Annotated in this window: 20 protein-coding genes; 1 reads left to right on the forward strand and 19 read right to left on the reverse strand. The window is 27.4% G+C overall.

Features of this window, described 5'->3' with window-relative positions; genetic code table 11:
- Nucleotides 1-243: 243 nt before the first annotated feature.
- Complete coding sequence (locus B5E79_RS09505) at nt 244-1,560, forward strand: IS30 family transposase (RefSeq protein WP_143746778.1); 1,317 nt, start codon at nt 244-246, stop codon at nt 1,558-1,560.
- A 710-nt stretch (nt 1,561-2,270) separates the two neighbouring features.
- On the opposite strand, the gene B5E79_RS09510 is transcribed toward B5E79_RS09505, so the two are convergent.
- The 19 genes from B5E79_RS09510 to B5E79_RS09600 all read right to left on the reverse strand — a co-directional run bounded on the left by B5E79_RS09510 (nt 2,271) and on the right by B5E79_RS09600 (nt 22,700).
- Entirely contained in the window at nt 2,271-4,010 is a 1,740-nt protein-coding gene (locus B5E79_RS09510; protein ID WP_087297834.1) for a hypothetical protein, read from the reverse strand.
- 11 nt (nt 4,011-4,021) lie between these two features.
- Nucleotides 4,022-4,363 carry an EamA family transporter gene (locus tag B5E79_RS09515; RefSeq protein WP_087297835.1) on the reverse strand — a complete coding sequence of 114 codons (342 nt, stop codon included), beginning with the start codon at nt 4,361-4,363 and terminating at the stop codon, nt 4,022-4,024.
- Nucleotides 4,356-4,712, reverse strand: coding sequence for an EamA family transporter (locus B5E79_RS09520; RefSeq protein ID WP_087297836.1), 357 nt, complete (start codon nt 4,710-4,712; stop codon nt 4,356-4,358). Before B5E79_RS09520 ends, B5E79_RS09515 begins: the two co-directional genes overlap by 8 nt.
- Nucleotides 4,712-5,647, reverse strand: a complete 936-nt coding sequence (locus B5E79_RS09525; protein WP_087297837.1) for a glycosyltransferase family 2 protein — start codon at nt 5,645-5,647, stop codon at nt 4,712-4,714. The genes B5E79_RS09520 and B5E79_RS09525 overlap by 1 nt, the downstream gene beginning before the upstream one ends.
- 2 nt (nt 5,648-5,649) lie before the next feature.
- Nucleotides 5,650-6,942, reverse strand: coding sequence for an ATP-binding protein (locus B5E79_RS09530; RefSeq protein WP_087297838.1), 1,293 nt, complete (start codon nt 6,940-6,942; stop codon nt 5,650-5,652).
- Complete coding sequence (locus B5E79_RS09535; protein ID WP_241147480.1) at nt 6,939-8,204, reverse strand: ATP-binding protein; 1,266 nt, start codon at nt 8,202-8,204, stop codon at nt 6,939-6,941. The genes B5E79_RS09530 and B5E79_RS09535 overlap by 4 nt, the downstream gene beginning before the upstream one ends.
- Entirely contained in the window at nt 8,179-9,108 is a 930-nt protein-coding gene (locus tag B5E79_RS09540; protein ID WP_087297839.1) for a ketopantoate reductase family protein, read from the reverse strand. The genes B5E79_RS09535 and B5E79_RS09540 overlap by 26 nt, the downstream gene beginning before the upstream one ends.
- A gap of 13 nt (nt 9,109-9,121) precedes the next feature.
- A complete protein-coding gene (locus B5E79_RS09545) occupies nt 9,122-10,270 on the reverse strand; it encodes an ATP-grasp domain-containing protein (protein ID WP_087297840.1) in 1,149 nt (382 codons plus the stop codon).
- A gap of 1 nt (nt 10,271) precedes the next feature.
- Nucleotides 10,272-11,396, reverse strand: coding sequence for a dTDP-4-amino-4,6-dideoxygalactose transaminase (gene rffA / locus B5E79_RS09550; protein ID WP_087297841.1), 1,125 nt, complete (start codon nt 11,394-11,396; stop codon nt 10,272-10,274).
- Between the two features lie 2 nt (nt 11,397-11,398).
- Entirely contained in the window at nt 11,399-12,361 is a 963-nt protein-coding gene (locus B5E79_RS09555) for a Gfo/Idh/MocA family protein (RefSeq protein WP_087297842.1), read from the reverse strand.
- On the reverse strand, nt 12,361-13,749 hold the full coding sequence (locus tag B5E79_RS09560; protein ID WP_087297843.1) for an NDP-hexose 2,3-dehydratase family protein: 1,389 nt from the start codon (nt 13,747-13,749) through the stop codon (nt 12,361-12,363). Before B5E79_RS09560 ends, B5E79_RS09555 begins: the two co-directional genes overlap by 1 nt.
- Entirely contained in the window at nt 13,718-14,623 is a 906-nt protein-coding gene (rfbA, locus tag B5E79_RS09565; protein ID WP_087297844.1) for a glucose-1-phosphate thymidylyltransferase RfbA, read from the reverse strand. The genes B5E79_RS09560 and rfbA overlap by 32 nt, the downstream gene beginning before the upstream one ends.
- A gap of 2 nt (nt 14,624-14,625) precedes the next feature.
- Nucleotides 14,626-15,663 (reverse strand): dTDP-glucose 4,6-dehydratase, encoded by a 1,038-nt coding sequence (gene rfbB / locus B5E79_RS09570; protein ID WP_087297845.1) that lies wholly within the window; start codon nt 15,661-15,663, stop codon nt 14,626-14,628.
- A gap of 3 nt (nt 15,664-15,666) precedes the next feature.
- A complete protein-coding gene (locus B5E79_RS09575) occupies nt 15,667-17,268 on the reverse strand; it encodes a hypothetical protein (protein WP_143746779.1) in 1,602 nt (533 codons plus the stop codon).
- Between the two features lie 133 nt (nt 17,269-17,401).
- Nucleotides 17,402-18,499, reverse strand: coding sequence for a UDP-galactopyranose mutase (gene glf, locus B5E79_RS09580; protein ID WP_087297847.1), 1,098 nt, complete (start codon nt 18,497-18,499; stop codon nt 17,402-17,404).
- The gene (locus B5E79_RS09585) at nt 18,489-19,400 is read right to left on the reverse strand and encodes a beta-1,6-N-acetylglucosaminyltransferase (protein WP_087297848.1); all 912 of its coding nucleotides are present in this window, start codon (nt 19,398-19,400) and stop codon (nt 18,489-18,491) included. The genes glf and B5E79_RS09585 overlap by 11 nt, the downstream gene beginning before the upstream one ends.
- The gene (locus B5E79_RS09590; protein ID WP_087297849.1) at nt 19,397-20,830 is read right to left on the reverse strand and encodes a flippase; all 1,434 of its coding nucleotides are present in this window, start codon (nt 20,828-20,830) and stop codon (nt 19,397-19,399) included. The genes B5E79_RS09585 and B5E79_RS09590 overlap by 4 nt, the downstream gene beginning before the upstream one ends.
- Before the next feature lie 14 nt (nt 20,831-20,844).
- Nucleotides 20,845-21,744 (reverse strand): glycosyltransferase family 2 protein, encoded by a 900-nt coding sequence (locus tag B5E79_RS09595; RefSeq protein WP_087297850.1) that lies wholly within the window; start codon nt 21,742-21,744, stop codon nt 20,845-20,847.
- A 5-nt stretch (nt 21,745-21,749) separates the two neighbouring features.
- Nucleotides 21,750-22,700, reverse strand: a complete 951-nt coding sequence (locus tag B5E79_RS09600; protein ID WP_087297851.1) for a glycosyltransferase family 2 protein — start codon at nt 22,698-22,700, stop codon at nt 21,750-21,752.
- Nucleotides 22,701-22,702 lie beyond the last annotated feature (2 nt).

A 22,702-nucleotide genomic window follows, 5' to 3' on the forward strand; every position in this document is an offset into this window, starting at 1 on the left:
CACAAACACAAAAATTAAAAATATAAATTATGTCATTTCCAAGATTAAGTTCTACTTATCAATATTTTTTAAGTAGAACTTAGTCTTAAAAAAAGTGGAATTTACTTTTCAAATTAAATATATTTTTTGAATGGTTAATTGTAAAAGTAAATTCTACTTTAAAAAATAAAGTGGAATTTAGTCTTACGAATTTTCTTGTTATATGTTATTGATTATTTGTTCCTCATTTTCTTGATTAATGATATGAATGAAAATATTTCTAAAAATAAACATATGACCGCTGATCAACGTAATGAGATTTTTACCATGCTAGAAAATGGTGATTCCGTTTCTAAAATTGCTTCAGCTATTTCAAAAGATAAATCTACTGTTTCCAAAGAAATCAGGAAACATAGAATTGAACAGAGAATTTCCAATACCCTTAGTAAAAATGGCACCTGTGCTCATGTTAAAAGCTGCACGCATACTCATTTATGCACTCATATCAAATGCAATCTCAAGTTTTGTAAAAAGTGTGACATCTGTCAAAGCGTTTGTCCTGATTTTGAGCTCTATATATGCAAACGATTAAGAAGAGGTCCCTATGTATGCAATGGCTGTGATTCCCGTAAATACTGTCGCAAGCCTATAAAATATTTTTACAACCCTTCTCATGCTCACAAAGAATATAAGGAAGTTCTTGTCAGTTCGCGTACTGGCATCAATGTCACTGAAGATGAACTCAAAAAGATCGATTCCATTGTCAGTCCTTTTGTCAGAGATAAGTCTCAGTCTCTCAATCATATATTTGCTTCACATGCTGGTGAGATTGGCGTCTCTCAAAGTACTGTTTACAACTACATTGATGCTGGCTTTCTTGAATGTGCCAACATTGACCTCCCCAGAAGGGTTAGATTCAAGAAAAGAAAGAGAAATGCAAAGAACAATGAGGTAAAAATCAATAAATCCGCATTAAGAAAAAATCGCACATATGATGATTATCTCGCCTATATGAACGAGCATCCCGATGCTAATGTCATCCAGATGGATACTGTCGAGGGCATCAAAGGTGAAAATCTTCTCCTTACCCCTCATTGTGTGAAAACGCATTTTCAAATTGCCCATTTCATTTCAAGCAAGGAAAACACACATCTTGCACAGGTATTTGAATTGTATTACGAAAGATTTGATGATAAGAATCTCTTTAAGAATTTCTTTCAGGTCATACTTACAGACAGTGGAAAAGAATTCACCGACATAGCTTATCTTGAAGAATTAGGATTAAAGGTGTTTTTCTGCGATCCCAATAGATCAGATCAAAAAGGTTCGTGTGAAAAAAATCATGAGTTTATAAGATATTTCCTGCCAAAAGGAAAGACTTTCAATAATCTTCATCAAAGGGATGTTTGGAATATGATGTCGCATATCAATTCATACAAGAGATATTCATTGAATAATAAAAGCCCCTATGAAGTGACGGAATTCATATGGGGCAAAGAATTATTACAGGCATTGCACATCAAATACATTAAGCTTGATGAAGTGATTTTAAACAATTCAATTTTTAATAAAAACAGATAGGAAAGGATTGAAAATGAGGAACACTAAGAAGTAGAATTTAGTCTTGCAAATTCATCGCAATCCTTAAAAAAATTGAAATTCACTTCAAATACATTATATACACAAACACAAAGATTAAAAATATAAATTATGACATTTCCAAGATTAAGTTCTACTTATCAATGTTTTTTTAAGTAGAACTTAGTCTTAAAAAAAGTAGAATTTACTTTTCAAATTAAATATATTTTTTGAATCTTTATAATTCTATATATTCTATAATCAATATATATGTATTTTTATAAAAATATTGTTATAAAGAAATAAATTTTACAAAATCATAAAACAATGTCTATAGTTTAGAATCAAAAGAATATGAAAACGTTTTACATCAATTTTACGTTCAGAAATTCCTTTATGTATAATTAATAATTTGTTCTACAATAGTTCTAGAAATAATAAAAAACAGGTAATCATTTTTTAGAAATAAACTTTCAAAGATATTTTTAAGGAATTAAGTTTTGAGGAATAGTTTAATTTTTTTGATTTTTGAGGTCTACTTGAAAGATTCATCTCTAAAACTATATAGAAAAAACTAAAAAGTTTGGTCATTCTAAAAAACACATATCACTAGTATTAATCTTTGCATAATCAACAATGTAAAGTAAACGTGAGGTAATTGCATGAAATATTCAAATAATAAATTAAATCTTAAGATTTTTATCAATATAAATTTAATTTGAAAACTTATAAATTGACAATCCTTTATTAGAATTTCCAAATGTTTTTATTTTTTTTACTCTAATTTTTTTATTTAAATTTTCCTCTATATTATTTTTTGTTACTTCTACATAATAATCATTTGCTGATACAAAAAATATATTATCTCGTAATAAGTCTTCCCAAAAAAGCTGATTTAAACCATTTGCTTTTAACTGTTTGTAATAAAGTTCTGAATAAGTATATGAACCACCAGATACCATAGTATTGCTCGGTTTTTCATTTGGAAAAACTTTAAATGGATCTCTATTTATTGTAGCTACGCTAAAATCATAAACATAGAAGTTATTTGGATGTTGCACTGCATATTCTTCAAAAGAATCAAATTCTTTTTGTCCAATACTTGTCTCTGTCTGTGTATCTAAATATTCTTGTGTTATATAAATAGATTTTATGCTAAGCAATATACACATCGTACTTATAAGGATTGCTACTATCTTTAAATATTTAGCAAAATTTTTATTTTGTAAACGAGCAAAAAACATTAGTAATAGAAAAAAATTTGGAACAATCAAAGATATAAAACTTCTTAGCGGTAATCTTCCCCTAATCGCCAAGATAACAAATAAAGTTAATGTAACTATTTCCAAAAAAACAATAAATATTTTATCAACATTATTTTTCGAAAGAAAAATAATACTGAATATTAATCCTATTGTTAATATTATCGAAACTTGTGCATAAGTATTTTCACATATTAAGCTCTCAGATAGCTCAATCGCATCATTAATTGTTTCTTTAGTATTAACAGAATATTCATCAGTTATTCTCTTTAATGAATACTCATTTATATCTTTATCAAAATATAATAAACACAAAGTTGCGCTATATGTATTCTCCGTCCAATTTACAGAATTATAAAGAGCTTTGTTTTCTTCATAAGAATCATGTTGTTTATAATCCATATATTTTACTCGATAATCATTATATGAATTATATGCTTGCGCTATATCATTATCATTTTTTATATTTACACTTATAAATTTTAATGAAAAACAAGATATTACAGTTAAAACTCCTAACACAAAAATTGATATATTTTTTTTATTTAACAGTTTTTTATCAAAGACAAAGTTATAGTACATTTTATATAAACAAGCAAATCCAAAAAAGAGCATTACACAATACCAAGATAAACTCCTTATCATAAAGCTTATCAATAAAGCTATAAAACAATATATGTATGATATTGTGTGAGTAAATTTATCATCATCTTTCTCTAAAACTAAGATTACTGAAATTGCTGATGTTCCTATTATTGCAGATGTTGTAGTAAATTGTAACGCAACAAGTGGATATAAAAAAATTGAAAACAATAATGTAATGTGTACGAATATTGGAAAGAAACTATAGTTGCAGCCTTTTTTATAAATTAATTTATAATAACATTTAAATATTACAACAATAGAAAAAAATAAAGATACCACATGAAATAATCCATACCAAGGAATTTTTCCATTTAACTCGTATAAAAAACTTATAAAGCAGCCTAGAAAATAATTAATAAAAGGTTGTTCCGGATTTGTAATCCCTGTTGCATATCCTGCTAAAGCATATAATATTCTCGAATCATCATTTGTTGAAAAAATTAATTCTTTAGTGAGAATTACAAATGTGAAAAAAATAAATGTAATTGAAAATGACAATAACCATTGCCCTTTTTTATGTTCTAATATATCTCTAATTTTTCTCATGTTAATGCTCCTTATACTGAGAAAACGATAATTCCTACAACCATAATTGACAAACCAAGTAATTTTTGTTTTGTTGGAATTTCTTTTAAAAAAATTCGACTTACAAGTGTAACTAAAATGAAACTACATGAATTCCATACTGGAGCATAAGAAACCGGAACAACTCTATGCGCAATTAGTGAACAAAGTGTTGATACAAACATCATTCCATAACCAATAAAAGTATAAATATTAACATATTGCCATATAATTGAACTGTAATTTTTTATAGCTCCTTTTTTTAAAATTAATTGAGATATTGAAGATATAAAAATACCTAACAACATTATTAAATAATACCAATAATCAGCCATTAGAAGTCACCACCAAATAAACACCTACTAATATAATTGCAGCTCCAATAATCATATTTATGGTAATAGTTTCATTAAATATTAAAAAACCTAAAATCATTCCCCAGATCATGGATACTGGTTTATTACTATAGGCAGTAGATAGGGGAACTCGTTTTAAAATCATTTGCCATGCAATTGCATAACACCCCAATATACAGATTGAAACTCCAAAATAGAATAAAAATTTTATTGATGGAATCGTTTCTAGTGCAGCCACCTTATTGAAAACACCTGATAACGAGTAAAAGAAAACAGCAATTTGTATGATAACAATTTGCTTAACTGAAATATTCATCTTTTTTTTCATCACATTTCTCCTTCTTTTTTTATAATTTCTCTAATTTCGAATTGTGGTTGGTTGCTAATTGTAAGATAAATTCTACCTATATATTCTCCGATAAGTCCTAGCATAATCATGATCAATCCTCCAATAAATAAAATAATAGTAATTAGAGAAGTATAACCGACTAAGATATTTGGAAATAATAGTTTTCTTATAAAAAGTACAATTCCAAAAATAAATCCTGTTATAGAGAATATAACCCCTAAAAAAGAGGATAATCTTAATGGGAATATAGAGAAATTAATCATTCCATTTAACCATACTTTAAATCTCTTAGAAAAATTATAACCAGACTTTCCCACAATACGTTTATTTTGTTTAACTTTTATACTGGTAATTTTTCCAGCAATCTGATATAAATATCCAAAAATAGATGGGAAAGGTGATAGATATTTCTTTAAACTTTCAATACACATTCTATTTATTGCAAAATAAGAAGAGGAAACAGCACCTTTAGGACGCTTACCTGTTATTTGAAATAACTTACTAGAAATAGCACTAGTTAATTTATTAATTTTTTTTGTTTGTTTAACTGAGAAATCAGCACTTACCAAATCATAACCTTCTTCTATTTTTTGAATTAATTGCGGTAAATATTCAATAGGATGCTGACCATCATCGTCCATATATATTAAACAATCACTATCAATTTGTTTTAAACATGCCATTCTTGCCGCAGCTTGACCCCAATTTCTAGATAAATCAATACCCATTATATGTGAATCTTTTTGACATAACTCTTTGATAATTTCAAAAGTATTATCTGGAGAACAGTCATTGATTAAAATAATTTCATAATCATAACGATTTAATTCCTTAAATTTTGATGTAATCTGATCTACGACGATTGAAATTGTTTTTGAAGATTTATAACATGGAATTGCTACTGTTACCTTCATATTTATTGTTCCTCGCTTTTCAGTATTTTTTTATAATCAAATTTACCAATAATCATACTTTCATCATTATCAGATATAACATCAAATTTTTCATATACTTTTTCAACAGCTTCAGCCATCAATTCATGAGTAGGAGTTTTCAATGTAACTCTACATAGAATTTGTCTTTGTGTTCCTATATATTTATCAGTTATCTCTTCGCCACCATAGTACCATTGAGAAACATTTAGCACTTCTTTCATATTGTTTAATTCATCAACACCTATAACTTTTTTTATTTTTCCTAATTTTCCTAATATTGATAAAGTGCAATATACGGATTTAAAATTTGGATTAGCAAGTTGAGTGATATCTTTTTCTCCTGTTTCACCTGTTAATGCATAATTAATCATCATATCCATAGTACTAAAATTGTTTTCCTCTTTTAAAATGTTATATTGTTTAGCCCCATTAAAACGCAATCCCATCTCATAAAAAGGAAATGAATTTTCTAATGCGAAGCCTTGAAGAAATAAAGTTCCATTTTGTAAATTTATGCTTTTAAACATTTCAATTACTTTTTCGTTTTGATATTTTTGATATTTTTCTAAATGTTTAGATGGATAAATATACGCTAAAGGTAATTTCATGAATTGACCTTCACTTTCTTTTAAGTATCTATCATGCATTGCAGTTAATACTACATTTCCATTCTGTATCGCGTAGCTTACTCCAATCTCATCTGCTGTAATATATTTTTCAATGATAACTAATTTTTTTGTAGAATAATTTAAAGCTCTATTATAAGCAGTTTTTAACTCATCATAATTATTAGCAATGGAAATTCCTCCTCCACCGCTACCATCCACAGGTTTTACAATGACTGGGAAGTATGATGAGTCATTTTCATTAAAATCAGACATGTCATATTCTTCTACAACAGGAACATTATATTTTCGGCATAAATTTTTAAATGAGTCCTTGTTAGAGCATATATTCCATTGTTCACGATTACAATAAAAAGGTAAATCCAATCTTTCACATAAAGATATAACTCTTTCAATTGAATACTCACTAGATCCAGTAAAAACACCATCTACTTTTTCTCTTTTTATAAGTTTTTCAAGCTCATCTAAATCTGCTGTGCTTACATTTTCATTTTGATCTGAATATCTTTTAGCAGGACATAAATTAACATCTAAATTTCCTGTTACAATTGTATATACCCCTAACTGACGCGCAAATTTTACTACGTCCTCTGCAATAGGATTAACTCCGGCTAAAACTAATAAACGTTTTCCTTGTAATTTTTTCATTTTTCCATCCCTTTCAACGGTAATAATAGATCATTTCCATTTTCGTCAATTACATGTAATTGGCTGATAATTTTATCGATTTTTTTATGTAGCTCTTCTTCTGTTGAAGAAACAATTTGAATTCTTGCAAAATTTTGATCTAATGTTCCTTCGGTTTTGATATGATCACCAATATGATAAAATTGAGTTATATGTATAACTTCTTTATCCTTTAATATGTCTTCTAAACCAATAATATTTTTTATAATACCTGATTTTAATATAGGAGCTATTTCACATGCATAACCTTTAAAATTTTTATTTACATCTTTAATTTTCTGATTCCCAAATTTACCTTCAATTGCATATTGAATCATATATTCTAGTGGACTAAATCCATTAAAATATTCAACAAATTTATACTCCATAGTTGCATTTAATCTATAACCCATTTCATAAAAATAAAAATCTTTTCCATCAAAAAAAGATTCCATGAAGAAAACACCATTTTCTAAACCAAATTTTTCAAACATTTTACATACTTTTTCATTAGTAGTTTGTAAATAAACATCTTTATGTTTTGAAGGATGATAGAAGAAAGTAGGTATAGGTGATCCATTTAGATCATTTCTTGTTATTCTATCTGATAAAGTCATTAATTCAACATGACCATCTTGAACAATGTAATAAACTTCTACATTATCACATTGCATATATTTTTCTAGTATAATCTGTTTAGATTTTGAGTTATCTAAAGCTTTTTTTATTCCAGCATTTAATTCATTTCGATTTCTACAAATTGAAATCCCATGCCCACTATAACTATCTACCGGTTTAATAATTAAAGGAAAATATTCATCCGATATATGAGAACAATCATGAGAATCAATAAAATACTCAGGTACTGTATTAACTCCGTATTCTTTACATAATTGCTTAAAACGAGATTTGTTTGAACATGTATCCCATTGCATCATATTACAATAAACTGGTAAATTATTTTGATTACATATATTAATCATATTTTTGATATTAAATTCACTTGCACCTGTAAATACTCCATCAATATGATTTTCTTTAATATATTTGCTTATATTTGTATAATCATCTGTACTATAGTTAATAATTTCATCTGCATATTGTTTAGATACGCCACCTTCTAAATTATCTGTTATTGTAACTTTTAATCTCATTTTTTTTGCTGTTTTGACAACATCTAATGTTGATAAGGTTCCACCTAGAATAAGAATGTTTTTATTATTTTGATAATTGATGTTCTGCACAATTTACCTTCTCTCTAGCTTTGACAATATAATATAAAATTTCATTAACAGGGGTAGGGACTCCACATTCTTTTCCCAATTTCATAACTGTTCCCCCAAAATAATCTATCTCAGTTTTTCTTCCTGCTTCTAAGTCTTGAAGCATTGATGTCTTTTTTTCTGGTGGATAATGAATTAAAACTTCAATCATATCATCTTTATCTTTTGTAGTTAAATGTATTTCTTTCTTCTTTGCGATATCAACAATTTCTTGCATTGCACAATTCAATGCTTTTTTTATTTCAGGAAATTCCCCAAAATACTTAAATTTTGCTTGAGTAAGTAAAGAAATTTGATTTGCACCTATATTGACCATCCATTTTCTCCACAGCATTCTTACCATATCTTCATAAACATGATATTTTATTTTATTTTTTTCAAATATATCTATCACATATTTGACATCATCAGAAAACTCAATATTTTCTTCTTCTCCAAATTGTATTTCTCCTAAGGTTTGAAATGTAATATTATCGTCAATTCTATTTGCATCTGTTCTCATCACTATTCCATATAAAACTTTATTATTTGGAAATTTTTCTTTTAAAAAATCAACAGCTGTAACACCGTTTAATAATGATAAAATAATAGTGTTATCATCAATGACAGATTGAATATCTTCAATTGAACTTTCTAAAGAATAGTTTTTTACCAAAACAAGCAAAAGTTTTATTTTACCATGATTTTCTCCAGTAGATACATTAGGGTAAAGCACTTCATTATTGACCTTGATTCCATTCTTTAAAAGTCTATTAGCTCTTTCTCCATTTGCAACAAATGAAAATTTTTGAATATTATTTTTTATAAAAACACTACCATACGCTGCGCCAACTGCTCCTGCGCCAATAATAGCTATTTCATCCATTTTTATTCTCCTCTCAATCTCTTTTCTTAAATAAACTATAAGCTAGGTCTTTATCTCTAGTTGTTCCTATGAAATAACCAAATCTTGTTGAACTATCAACAATTTCATGAGAATTTATATTTTCAATCTCACTTATAAATTTAATACTATCAGGATTGTTTTCTTTAAATAATGTCATACATTTAAGATCACTATCATTGAAAATAAATTTTATAAATGCATAATTGATTAAAGGAGGTTGAACAATGATTGGTTTATTTCCGCAAGCTACATCAATAACCATCTTAATATAATCATGAGAAGTTGAGAGATTAACTAAATGAGACCCTATGCAATCTCCTCCCATTCTTGCTCCAATTTCAATGATTCTCATCTCTCCGTTAGGAGTTACTTTAAATTCACAATGAGATGCTCCATAATTTATTTTAAGAGCGTCTAAAGCCTTAAAAATATCCTGTGTAAAATTTTTTATTTGATTATTAGATAGATCTGATGGTTCAAGATGTCCTGTTTCTATAAAATGTGGTGCCCCTGTTGTAAATTTCTTTGTAAAAGATAAACATGTATGTTTTCCTTCAAAAGAAATACATTCACAACTATATTCGTCTCCCTCAATGTATTCTTCTACAATAGCGCAATTCTCAAATGAATTCTTTATAGCTTCACTGATTGCAGAATTCATTTCTTTAAGATTCTCTATTTTTGTAATTCCTCTACTTCCAGAACGATCAGTAGGTTTTACAATAAGCGGATAAGTAAAATCTTCAATTTCTTTTTCTTGAACTAATCTATCAGTTTTAATAAACTTGGGAACAGGGATACTATTATTTTGAAAAGTTTCACGCATCAAAAATTTATTTGTTGTAATTAAATCTGATTCTTTAGGGTTACATACTAAACCAAGATTTCTTGCAATGTAATTCACAGTTAAAACTGCTAAATCTGAACCTATAGATACTACACCCTTAGGTTGAATTTTTTTACATATATCAAGTATTTCTTGTTTTTCTGTTATACTAATTGGATAAAAATAATCCGCAATTTTTTTTCCAACTGCACCTTCTTCCCAGGCGAAAACATGTGTTTCATAATTTAATGATTTTGCCTTTTGGATCAAAGGTAATTGAAATTCTCCTGCACCAATAATAACCAGTTTTTCCATTTTACAATACTCCCTCGATTGCTTTTACAACATACGTAGCATCTTCTTTTGTCATATCTGCATATAATGGTAATCTAAGTAATCGTGCTGCAATATCTTCTGTGATAGGGCAATCTTCTGGTTTATATCCTAATTTCAATCCATATGGCGAAGAATGTAATGGAACATAACAAATATATGCAACGATGTCTTTTTCTTTTAATTTTTTAATTAGATCATCTCTTATTTCTGCAGTAGGTAATAAAATATTAAACATATGTGCATTATGTTGTATACCTTCTGGAATGATAGGCAAACGTAATTTTTTATTTTTTTCTAAATCTTGTAATCCTTCATAATATGTATTCCATACTAACATTCTTTTTTCCATAATCTCATCATATCTATCCATTTGAGCACTTAATAATGCTGCTAAAAGATCCGATGGAAGAAATGATGAACCAATATCATGCCAAGTATATTTATCAACAAGACCTCTTAAAACATTTCTTCTATTAGTTCCTTTTTCACGAATAATTTCAGCTCTTTCCATGTATTTTTCTTCATTAACGATGATTGCTCCACCTTCACCCATTGCATAATTTTTTGTTTCATGGAAACTATAGCAACCAAACTCAGTCATTGTACCAGCCACTTTTCCTTTGTAAGTTGAACCAACAGCTTGTGCTGCATCTTCAATAATGAATAAATTATATTTATTAGCAATTTCAATGATTTTATCCATTTCACATGGAATACCAGCATAGTGGACAACATAGATTGCTTTTGTCTTATCAGTAATTAAATCTTCTATTTTATTCTCATCTATATTAAAAGTATCTTCTCTTATATCACAAAAGACTGCTTTAGCACCTCTTAATAAAAAAGCATTAATAGTAGATGAGAATGTAAAAGAAGGGGCGATGACTTCATCACCATCTTGTAAATCAGCTAAAATTGATGCCATTTCTAAAGCTGTTGTTCCTGATGTTGTTAACAACATATTCTTTATTCCAAATCTCTCTTGAAATTGTTGGTACACTCTATTTGTATATTTTCCATCACCTGATAAAATACTGTTATGTAACGCATCAACAATATATTTTTCTTCTAATTGAGTAATGGTTGGTTTGTTAAACTTAATCATTTTTATTTCCCCCCTAAATCTCTTATTTGATTAACTAAATAACTTTGTATTTTTAAATCATCGTATAGTTTTTTTCTTTCATTTTCGTCTCTTAATGCATTCCAAAATACATTAATTGATTTAGAAAAATGATTATCTTCTTTCAATACAAATTCTTCTACTTGATTATTCTTTGTTATAGTTAGTATTGGTTTATTACCTGGTGGTGATGTGAAAATTCTATTCGTTGATAATTTTCCTTTTGACCCTATAATTTCTAAAGAGCATGAATAGTCATTATCCATTCCAAAAGCTCCTTGAAAAGTGACATTATCATTTGAAGCAGAAAAATCTCCAAACAAATCAATATCATGTTCAATAGAATTATAAAGATGTGCACATTCTATATGTAGATTTGTTCCTAATAATATTGTAGCCAATTTGACTACATATCCACCTGCATCCAACAAGGCTCCACCGCCTAACTTTTTAGAATAACGAAAATCATTCGATTGTCGTTTTGGAAAACAGAAGTTGGATCTTATGAGTCTTAAATCTCCTAATTCTTTATTTAACAATACATTCTGTATTTCTGAAAGTTGAGAATGGTATTGGAACATGTAATTTTCTTGTAATACGAGATTTCTTTCATTAGCAATTTTAATGAGTTCTAATGTATCTTCATAATTTGTAGTCAGTGGTTTTTCAAGAAAAACATGTTTATTTTTCAAAAGGGCTTTTTTTGCATATTGATAATGTAATGCTGGTGGTAAAGGTATATATAAAACTTCAATTTCTGGATTGTCGATTAAATCATCAAAACTATCGTATATATCTATATGAAATTCATTTTGAAACTTTTCAACTTTAGATTGATCATATTCTTCGGCTAAACCAACACATTGAAAATTCTTATTTTCCATAAGAGCTGGCAAAAACATTCTATATGCGATATCAGCGGCTCCAAGTATCCCAATTTTTATCATTATTCTACCTCCAATAAAGACATTAAATTTCTTAATTGTATATTACATACATTATTAAATTGAATCATTTTATTTATCGTATGAAAGTCTAACCATATGTACTGATCTGTAATATTGATATCATTTTCTTTGATATCGATAATGACATTTCTATTTTGTTCATGATAAAATCTTCCACCTTCTTCAGATAAAAGGGTATCAAAAACAATATTCTTTTCTTCTTTTAAGTACTTAAAAAAGACATCTTCTACAATGTCTCTCTCTTTTTTATTAATTTCGTTTGCTTCAAATTGAATGGATGGTCCGAATTCAACAGTATCAAAGCATCCAATTTCTTTTTTTAGGTGAACTAAATATTCACGTTTTGAATTATGAATACGTGTTATCAATCCAAAAATAGCTATACCAGTAGCTTCAAATAAAGGTTGAGTCCAATGTGTTACTTCACGTCCATCAATTTTAATATCACAAAATATGACTTTAAAATTCGCATTAGAATTAGTTATTTCATTGGAAGTGAAGTTCCATGTCTTTAATTCATCTAATTTTACAAATTTATATTTTTTTTCTTCAAACATTTTTATATTATTCAATTTATGAAATGCTTCACTCATTTTACTAGAATTATCATCAAAAACTGAATTCAAAAATTCTTTATTTTTATATTGATTGAATAAAAAATCTCTTTGCTTATCATTTTGAAAAGGGAAAATCGGTAAACAAGATATAACAGTACGCGTATCCATATTGACTATGTTATCAAATTTCATTAATCTTTTTATTTGTCCTAATGTCATCCATTTAAAATTTTTATGTATCTCTATATCTTTATCAACCATAATAACAATGTTTCTATTTCTTTTATGAAAAAAACGAGAAGATTGTTCTGATTGTATCTGATCTACAATAATATGTTTTGGATCTACATCTATAAAATATTCTAAATATAATGGTTTTTTTCCACCGTGTTTTTGTGTGAAATTACTTTTTGTAGCTTGAATAGTTGGTGAAATTTGTATCTGATTAATGTTTCCTGGTTCTATTTTAGCTTGCATTAAAAAATTGAGCTGATTGTCTATAACAGAACATATAATACCTAAAAAACCAATCTCATTTTGAAAAATAATAGGTTGTTCACTAACAACTTTATCATCAATATATTCCTGAATTCCCTGAATATAAAAAAAACTATTATTTTTATTTGTAATGATTCCTTTATCATGATCATAAAACCAATAATTGCTATCATCTAATTTGTTTTTAGTAATAGTGACTTCAATATTCTTATTAAGAAAAGCTATCCATTCATCAATTTCTTGATTAGTAGAAACATTACCATTTTTATCTATCCATGAATTAAAGAGAAGATTGTTCCACTGTTCTTTCATATGTACTTCCCTCAACTGCAATTCTTCTTAAGTATTTCCCATATTCTGTTTTACATTGTTCTTCAGCCAATTTTAATAGTTGTTCTTTATTGATATATCTTTTAACATATGCAATTTCTTCGATACATGAAATATATAATCCTTGTCGCTTTTGAATGCTCGCTACATACTGTGAAGCTTCTAGTAAATTATCATGGTTTCCTGTATCCAACCACGCTGTACCTCTACTTAAAAGTTCAACTTTTAATTGTTTTCTTTTAAGATATTCATTATTAACAGAAGTAATTTCCAATTCTCCTCGAGCAGATGGTTTAATTGTTTTTGCAATTTTAACAACATCATTATCATAAAAATATAAGCCTGGAACTGCATAATTTGATTTAGGATTCTGTGGTTTTTCCTCAATAGAAATAACATCTTTGTTTATATCAAAAGAAACAACTCCATATTCTCTTGGATCATTAACATAATATCCAAATATCAAAGCTCCATTTTTAATATGACTTGCTTTTTGTAAAGTTTCTGTAAAATTGGTTCCATAAAAGATATTATCTCCCAATATTAAACATACACTATCATCTTCTATGAATTCTTCACCAATAATAAAAGCTTCAGCTAAACCATTTGGTTTATCTTGAATTGCATATTCAATATATATACCTAATTGACTTCCATCTCCTAATAATTCTTCAAATACAACAACATCTCTAGGAGTAGAGATAATAAGAATTTCTTTAATACCTGCTAACATTAAAGTTGATAATGGATAATAAATCATTGGTTTATCATATACAGGTAAAATTTGCTTTGATACTGATTTTGTGAGAGGATATAATCTTGTCCCTGATCCTCCAGCTAAAATGATTCCCTTCATCTTTATTGTTCTCCCTTTTCTAATCTATTTTTGTACATTTTATCAAAATAGTTTTGATATTCTCCTGAAAGAATGTTCTGCCACCATTCTTTATTATCGAGATACCATTGAATTGTCTGTTGGATTCCTGTATCAAAGTTATATTTTGGTTTCCATCCTAATTCTGTTTCCAACTTTGTTGGATCAATCGCATATCTTAAATCATGTCCTTTTCTATCTTCTACATACTTGATTAATGATTCTGGTTTATTCAATGCTTTTAAGATTGTTTTAACAACCTGAAGATTTGTTCTTTCATTATGTCCACCTACATTATAAACTTCTCCAACTCTTCCTTTTCTAATGATTAAATCAATAGCCACACAATGATCATAAACATGTAACCAGTCTCTGACGTTTTCTCCTGTTCCATAAACTGGTAATGACTCATCAGCTAATGCTCTAGAAATCATTAATGGAATAAGTTTTTCTGGGAAATGATATGGTCCATAGTTATTAGAACATCTGCTGATTGTCACTGGTAAACCATATGTTCTATGGTATGCTAGTACAAATAAGTCAGCAGCAGCTTTAGATGAACTATATGGACTAGATGTATGTAATGGTGTTTCTTCTGTAAAGAATAAATCTGGTCTATCTAATGGTAAATCCCCATAAACTTCATCAGTTGATACCTGATGATATCTTTTGATTCCATATTGATTACAGGCATCTAGTAATGTTGTTGTTCCCATAACGTTTGTTCTGACAAAACTTTCAGGATCTTCAATACTTCTATCAACATGTGATTCTGCTGCAAAGTTGACAACAACATCAAACTTTTCTTTTTCAAATAAATCAAAGATAAACTTTCTATCAGCAATATCACCTTTGACAAACTTATAATTAGGTTTTCCTTCTACTGGTTTACATGTTTCTAAATTCCCAGCATAAGTTAACAAATCTAAATTAACAATCATATCTTCAGGATATTTATTCACCATATAATGAATAAAGTTCCCACCAATAAATCCTGCTCCACCTGTGACTAATATTTTCATTATTTACTCCCCCTTAGCACTTACAATTTTCCATATTTGATATCCATCGATTTCTTTTATAAATACTTTTTTCTTTTTCGTATCACTTCTTTGATTAATAAAACTTATTATTTCATCAATATAGTAATTTTCTATTAAATAAACATTCTCGTGATTTAAAAGGGCGAATGTATCTTCAACATTTTGGTTTTCTAGTATCTTTACAACTGTTGGATGTTTCGTATCAGCTCCAGATAAAAAAAGACTATTTGTAAATATATTAGGTTCTACAATATCAAGAATATTGTAATTAAGATATATACTTTGTACTGTCGTTTGAAATCCTAAAAGATAGATATTATCACGATGTCCTATAATTTCATTGAATAAATTGTGTTGATTATTCTCTTTATTGAATGTTGTTCTATATTTTGACAATGAATTATCATTTGCATAATACATAATATCAAACACAGAACTTGAATCATTTTGATAATATAAAGGTATTCTCAATAGAACCATCATTGACAACAAAGTAAGTAAAAAACTTTTATAATCTTTATTTTGTTTTTTAGCAAAATAAATCATTAAATATATTAAATGAGTGATGACTGTAAATAATATGACACTTTCAATTCTATATACCAGTCTGCCTCGATACAAAAGAACATAAAACAAAGATACAAATCCTAATATATATATAAGATAAATAAATAACATTTTTCTTTGATATAACAAAAATAAAATATCGATAATAATAATTGTCCATACAAAAATGTAATTCATATAGTTTCGATCTAATAATTTTATGAGTGTATCTTTATATCCAGTTCTATGCTCAGAATGATATTTTTCTAATATTTGATTTAAATCTTTGAGTTTTTCTTTAGAAAAATAACTGGTATCTCCAAAATTCCAATGAAGAAATGTCAGATAATCAATTTCAGTAATACCAATTTTTTGACATTCTTCTTTTATTGCATAATAATCAGGATGAGGATAATCAACTAATTGAGCTCGCAATTGATTATATTCTTTATATTCCGAATAATCAGAATGACTGTTTACATACATCTTTTCTGTAATTGTGTTTCCTATAAAACATCCTAGTACTGATATACAGCATATAAATATTTTTAATAGGTTTTTTTTGATTTTCATTCTATATCTATAGATATAGAATAAAATGATCAAAAAGAAAAATGGAAGTGTAATATACAGAGTATACTGTCTAATAAGTAAACCGATTTCTAAGAACATCAATCCTAAAAAAAAATACTTTTTATTAGCCTTCTCAAAAATATATATTATTAATAACAATCCTCCTGCAATAATGGCTATACCAGCAGTTTTTGTAAATTGCATTAACAAATACAGGTCAGCACTTACAAAAGATAAAAATAAGATATCAAAAGTTATAGTTAATAATGTCTTTTTTTGAGAAAGAAAAATATATGATATAGCTGACAATGAAAAAAATATAATAACAATTTGGAATAAACTATACCAATTTATATGGGCATATATTTCATATAGGAATGAGAGTACATAGCCAACGAAAATATGCATAAACATAATTTCTGGAGATGGTTGATTATTATATGCTCCTGATACTATTAATTCCATTATGAAATCATCTGATGTTTCAAATTTCATTGTGTGGCTTAATATAAATGGTATTAAACATAATAAATTAAAAATAAAAGATAGTTGTAAAGGACTCAGTTGAAATATTTTATTTTTGATTCGTTCCCATGTTTTATAAATATAATTCAACATATTTTAAGCTCTCTTCTATAACATGATGCATATCAAAGTATTTATACATGCCTAGTCTTCCACCAAAGATAACCTTATCTTCCTTCTGTGCTAATGCTTTGTATTTTTCATATAAGGCATTGTTTTTCTCATCATTCATTGGATAATAGGGTTCATCTCCCTTTTTCCATGTTGCAGGATATTCTCTGGTTATAACTGTTTTAGGTTGTGTTCCATATTCAAAGTGCTTATGCTCTATGATTCTTGTATAGGGCACTTCATATTCATTGTAGTTCACAACGGCATTTCCCTGATAGTTATCTATATCTAAAACCTCTTCTTCAAATCTTAAACTGCGATATTCCAGTTCTCCATAGCAGTAGTCATAATACTGGTCTATCATCCCTGTAAAGACAATCTTATCTGCGATTTCTTCCAGCTCTTTGCGATGTTCAAAGAAATCACAGTTAACTTTCACCTCGATACCTTCAAGCATCTTTTCAATGATCTGTGTATATCCTCCTATTGGTATACCCTGATACAAATCATTGAAATAGTTATTATCATATGTGAATCTGACAGGCAGTCTTTTAATGATAAATGCTGGTAACTCGCTGCATGGTCTACCCCATTGCTTTTGTGTATAGCCCTTGACAAGCTTTTCATAGATATCTTTTCCAACCAGAGAAATAGCCTGTTCCTCTAAATTTTTTGGTTCTGTAATTCCAGATTCCTTAATCTGTTCATTGATTTTTTCTTTAGCCTGTTCAGGTGTAACAACACCCCATAGTTTATTAAAAGTATTCATGTTGAAAGGCATGTTATAGATTTCACCTTTATAATTGGCGATCGGACTATTTGTATATCTGTTAAATTCAGCAAACTGCTGAATATAACCCCAGACTTTCTTATTAGAAGTATGAAAGATATGTGCTCCATACTTATGTACATTGATGCCTTCTACTTCTTCAGTATAAATATTTCCACCAACATGACTTCTTTTATCAATAACAAGACATGTCTTTCCTTTTTTATGAGCTTCATAAGCAAAGATACTGCCAAATAATCCACTTCCTACTATTAAATAATCATATTTCATATATTTCACTCCCTTCCAAATTTTGAAATAATTTGTCAACGATTTTTGAATCCTTACTATAATCAAATTTTCGTATAAAAAAAGAAGAATGTATGTTAACAATTTCTTCATAATCTTCTTCTACAAAAGTATAAGGATTTCCTCTTTCCCAATCTACATATCTACCTAATTGAATTTTTCTTTCTTCTTTTGGTAAGTCATAATAGTTATCTTTTGAAAATTTAGAATTAAACAATAAAGTTTGTAAGAATAATTCATCTCCACAACAAGAATACTTAAAATATTTATCTATCCATTTTTGGGATGCAATCACATATTTCGCAAAGTCATGTGTTATATCAAACCAATTTGATCCATATTTAAATTGTTGATTGTCGATTCTATTGATTTTTAAAAACTTTTGCAATTTTAAAAATGTTTCTCTAATGAAAGTTTGAGGTTTTCTCAAAATTGCATGAGAACTGCGAATTGAATTCATAAATATATAATAATATTTAACTCTATCAATGACTTTATTTTCTATAGCAATTTCTTCTGGTGAAAATTCAACAAATTCTTTTCCTTTGTTTTTTTCAAAAAAATCTAGAAATTGTTGTTTGGTAAATAATGGAATATCACACCCCGAAATCAAATGATAATAATCATATTCTTTTTTTATTGCCGTACGTAATAAAATCAATTCAGATTTGATTTGATTATATGTTCCCCAATATATTTTTAATGAATCTACAAAATAAACTTGAGATTTATGACATACATTTTTTATAAGATCATACTTATAATGAATTGCTTTCTTATCAACATGAATATAAAAATCGATATTTTCATCATCATATGCTTTTAAAAGATGCTGTGTAATTTCTTCATTATTATGTGTTGTAATTAATATTGCATGTCTCATTTTAATTTCTCCCTAAATTGATGAAGTGTTTCAAAAATCAATTTATCTTTTACTAGAAATAACAATCCAAAATAAATAAGAATACCTATTAATATAAGAATTAATGTCATTATCATGGTTGGTTCTAATATAAAAGATAAAGCAAAGATTAAAATAAACATGATAAATGAAGAAAATATATAATTTTTGGATTTTTTAATGACGCTTATCATATTTATTTCTTTATAAATACTACACATTTGAACAACGACAACACCCAATTCAGCAATAACTGAAGCAAATGCAGCACCAGTAGATAAAAAGATAGGAATAAAAATCCAATTAAGTACTAAATTGATACATGACCCAACAATTGTAGAAATAGTATATATTTTTTGGCGTTGCGTAGGAATCAAATACTGAAAACCAAGTATATTACTAATGCCAATAAATACAACTATTGGTGAAGTAATAATCAGTATCTGCGCTGACTCTAGAAACTCAGATCCTAAAAACCAAGGAATTAAATTACACGAAATTCCAATTAATCCAAACATTATAGGGAAAGCAATTAAAAATGTATAAATCAATGAATTCTCTGTATATTGAATGATTTTTTCTTGATCTTTTTGAACATACAAATTAGCTATTCTTGGTAACATGACAGTACTTAATGAAGTAACGACAGTTAAAGCTAATTTAACAATTTTTTGAGCTTGTTCATAATATCCTATTTGGGCTGTATTATTAGTAATCAAACCTATCATGAATCGATCTAAAACTGTATAGATTGAAATAGCAATTTGTGGAAAGAATAAAATCAAAGTTGGTTTTATGTGTTTTTTGATTTGAAGTGAGCGTAACGGGACTTTACAAACATATTTATGTATTGTTATCCACATAGATAGATTTCCTAATAATAAGGAAAATGAATATATGAATGCATATAAAGGTAAATCATTTTTTTCTTTTACAAATGCAAAAATACAAATAATTCCTAATATTTTAACAAGCACATTTCTAACAACGATTTTCTTAAAATCCTCAATTCCTTGATAAAAATATGTAATATCTAACATATTGGCAATCAAATCAATGATTTGGATATAAAACAAAATTTTATATTGATTCATTATTTGAATGGTCATTATAAAAATAATGATACTAATAGTCATAGTACACATTTTTAACAATAGAATTTCAAAAAAAGCAGTACTTCTCTTTTCTTGATCATTCTGGTAATATGCAATTTCTCTCTGACCATATAAATTTAATCCAATACAACCAAAAAGAATAAAATAAGTAACAATAGAGGTTGTATAGCTATAAGTACCAATTCCATCCGGACCCAAAATACGAGATACATATGGAGTTGTTATTAATGGAAGAATAATAACAAGTATCTGATATAAAAGATTAAAGATATAGTTTACAGTTATTTTTTTCTTCATTCATTTCAACTCCTTTATTGATTTATATATTCAATTTTTGGTTTGAATTTACGACCGTCTCTTATGCCTTTAATAATAATCTTTATTTTTTTCCATTTTCCACTTTGTTGACTTCTTAATATTTTTTTGATATCTAGGAAAATGCCATAGTAATATAAGAGCATTGATAATTTATTTCCTTGTTTCTTATTAACGTAGTACATATTTCTATAAGAAAATTTATATCTAAAGAGTCTATCAGGAGAATCTTGTGATATATCTGTTGGAATATTACTATTCATTTTATGGACAACTATGCTTTTAGAAACAAAATATGAATCTTTTGCTTCACTAATTCTTTTTGTATATTCAGCATCATCACCCCAAACAAAAAATTCCTTCAATGGTAATCCAACTTGTTTAACTATATCAGATGAAAAGAAACAAGAAACAAATGAACATTGTGAAACATTTAATAAACCATACGAAAGATATTGTGTATTTGAAATCCAACTATTAGAAATGTTAGGAACATTCATAGCACAAGGATTTCCATCTATCCATTTAACATCACTACATAAAAAGCCATAATCTTGTAAAATATTATCTGCTTTAATAAGTTCTTCTAAAGCAGTAGGGGTAGGAATTGTATCATCATCCATAATCCAAATTTTTTGATAGTTTTGTTCTACTGCTTTTTTGATTCCATAATGGAAACCACCAGCACCACCAAGATTTTCGCCAGTATTCATATAAGAGATATTTTGAAACTGATCAATTTTTTGTTGAATATAATCATAAGTTCCGTCTGTGCTGGCATTATCAACAATATAAATATCAAATTGATTGAAAGTTTGATTTAATAAAGCATCTATAGCTTCATTTAATAAAACTTTACGGTTATATGTGACAATTATAGCTACAATTTTATTCATTAACTTCAACCTTTCATTTTTAAATCTATTAAAATTTTTGATAAACGATAACATTTCATACTTATCAAATAACAAAGAATTTTATAACCTTTAGACTGCTGTTGAAAATATTTGTTTTTTTTCCAATTTGGATAATGGTTCTTTAATTTCAAGTAACATTGTCTTATTTCTTTGACGCGCATAAAAGGAATCATTCTTAGAGCGTTTTGAAAAAGAAGATTACTTATAAATAGATATTCTTTTTCATCTTTAAAATCTGTATCAGAAACCTGATTATCAAAATATTCCATGGCAGTAAGTATATCTAACATCTTTGGATTATAATCCTTTTGCTTCATGATTGAATTTTCTCTTTGCCTATAGTAGTACAATGGTGTATGTAAGTAATAAATTGTTTGACAAAAATTAATATAATTCGCTGTTGTTGCTCTATCCTCATACCATAATCCTTTAGGAAAATATATTTGATTGGTCTTAATGATTTCTGTTTTGATAACTTTGTTCCATGCAGCTGGATTCATTAATAAATAATCTTTTTTATTTATAAATCCACTATTTTGATTCGAAATATGAACAACTTCATTTTTTGTTTCCCATTTATTAAAATAATCAAATATTATTAAATCAGGATGTTTATCATTAATGATTTTTTCTAATTCATCAAGACTGTTGTTGGTAATAACATCATCACTATCAAGAAAAAATATATATTCATTTTTTACAAATGGTATTGCATAATTTCTAGCATCACTTAATCCACCATTTTCTTTTTTCAAATATTTGAAAATATGTGGATATTGATGTGCATAATGTTGAGCAATCTGACTTGAATGATCTGTTGATCCATCATCAATTAGCAGAACTTCAATATTTGATTTATTTTGACATATAATAGATTCTAAACATTCTTTTAAATAGTCTTGCACATTATATATAGGTATAACTATTGAAAACATGA

It is taken from the genome of Massilimicrobiota sp. An134 (assembly GCF_002160815.1).
GTDB lineage: Bacteria > Bacillota_I > Bacilli_A > Erysipelotrichales > Coprobacillaceae > Allocoprobacillus > Allocoprobacillus merdigallinarum.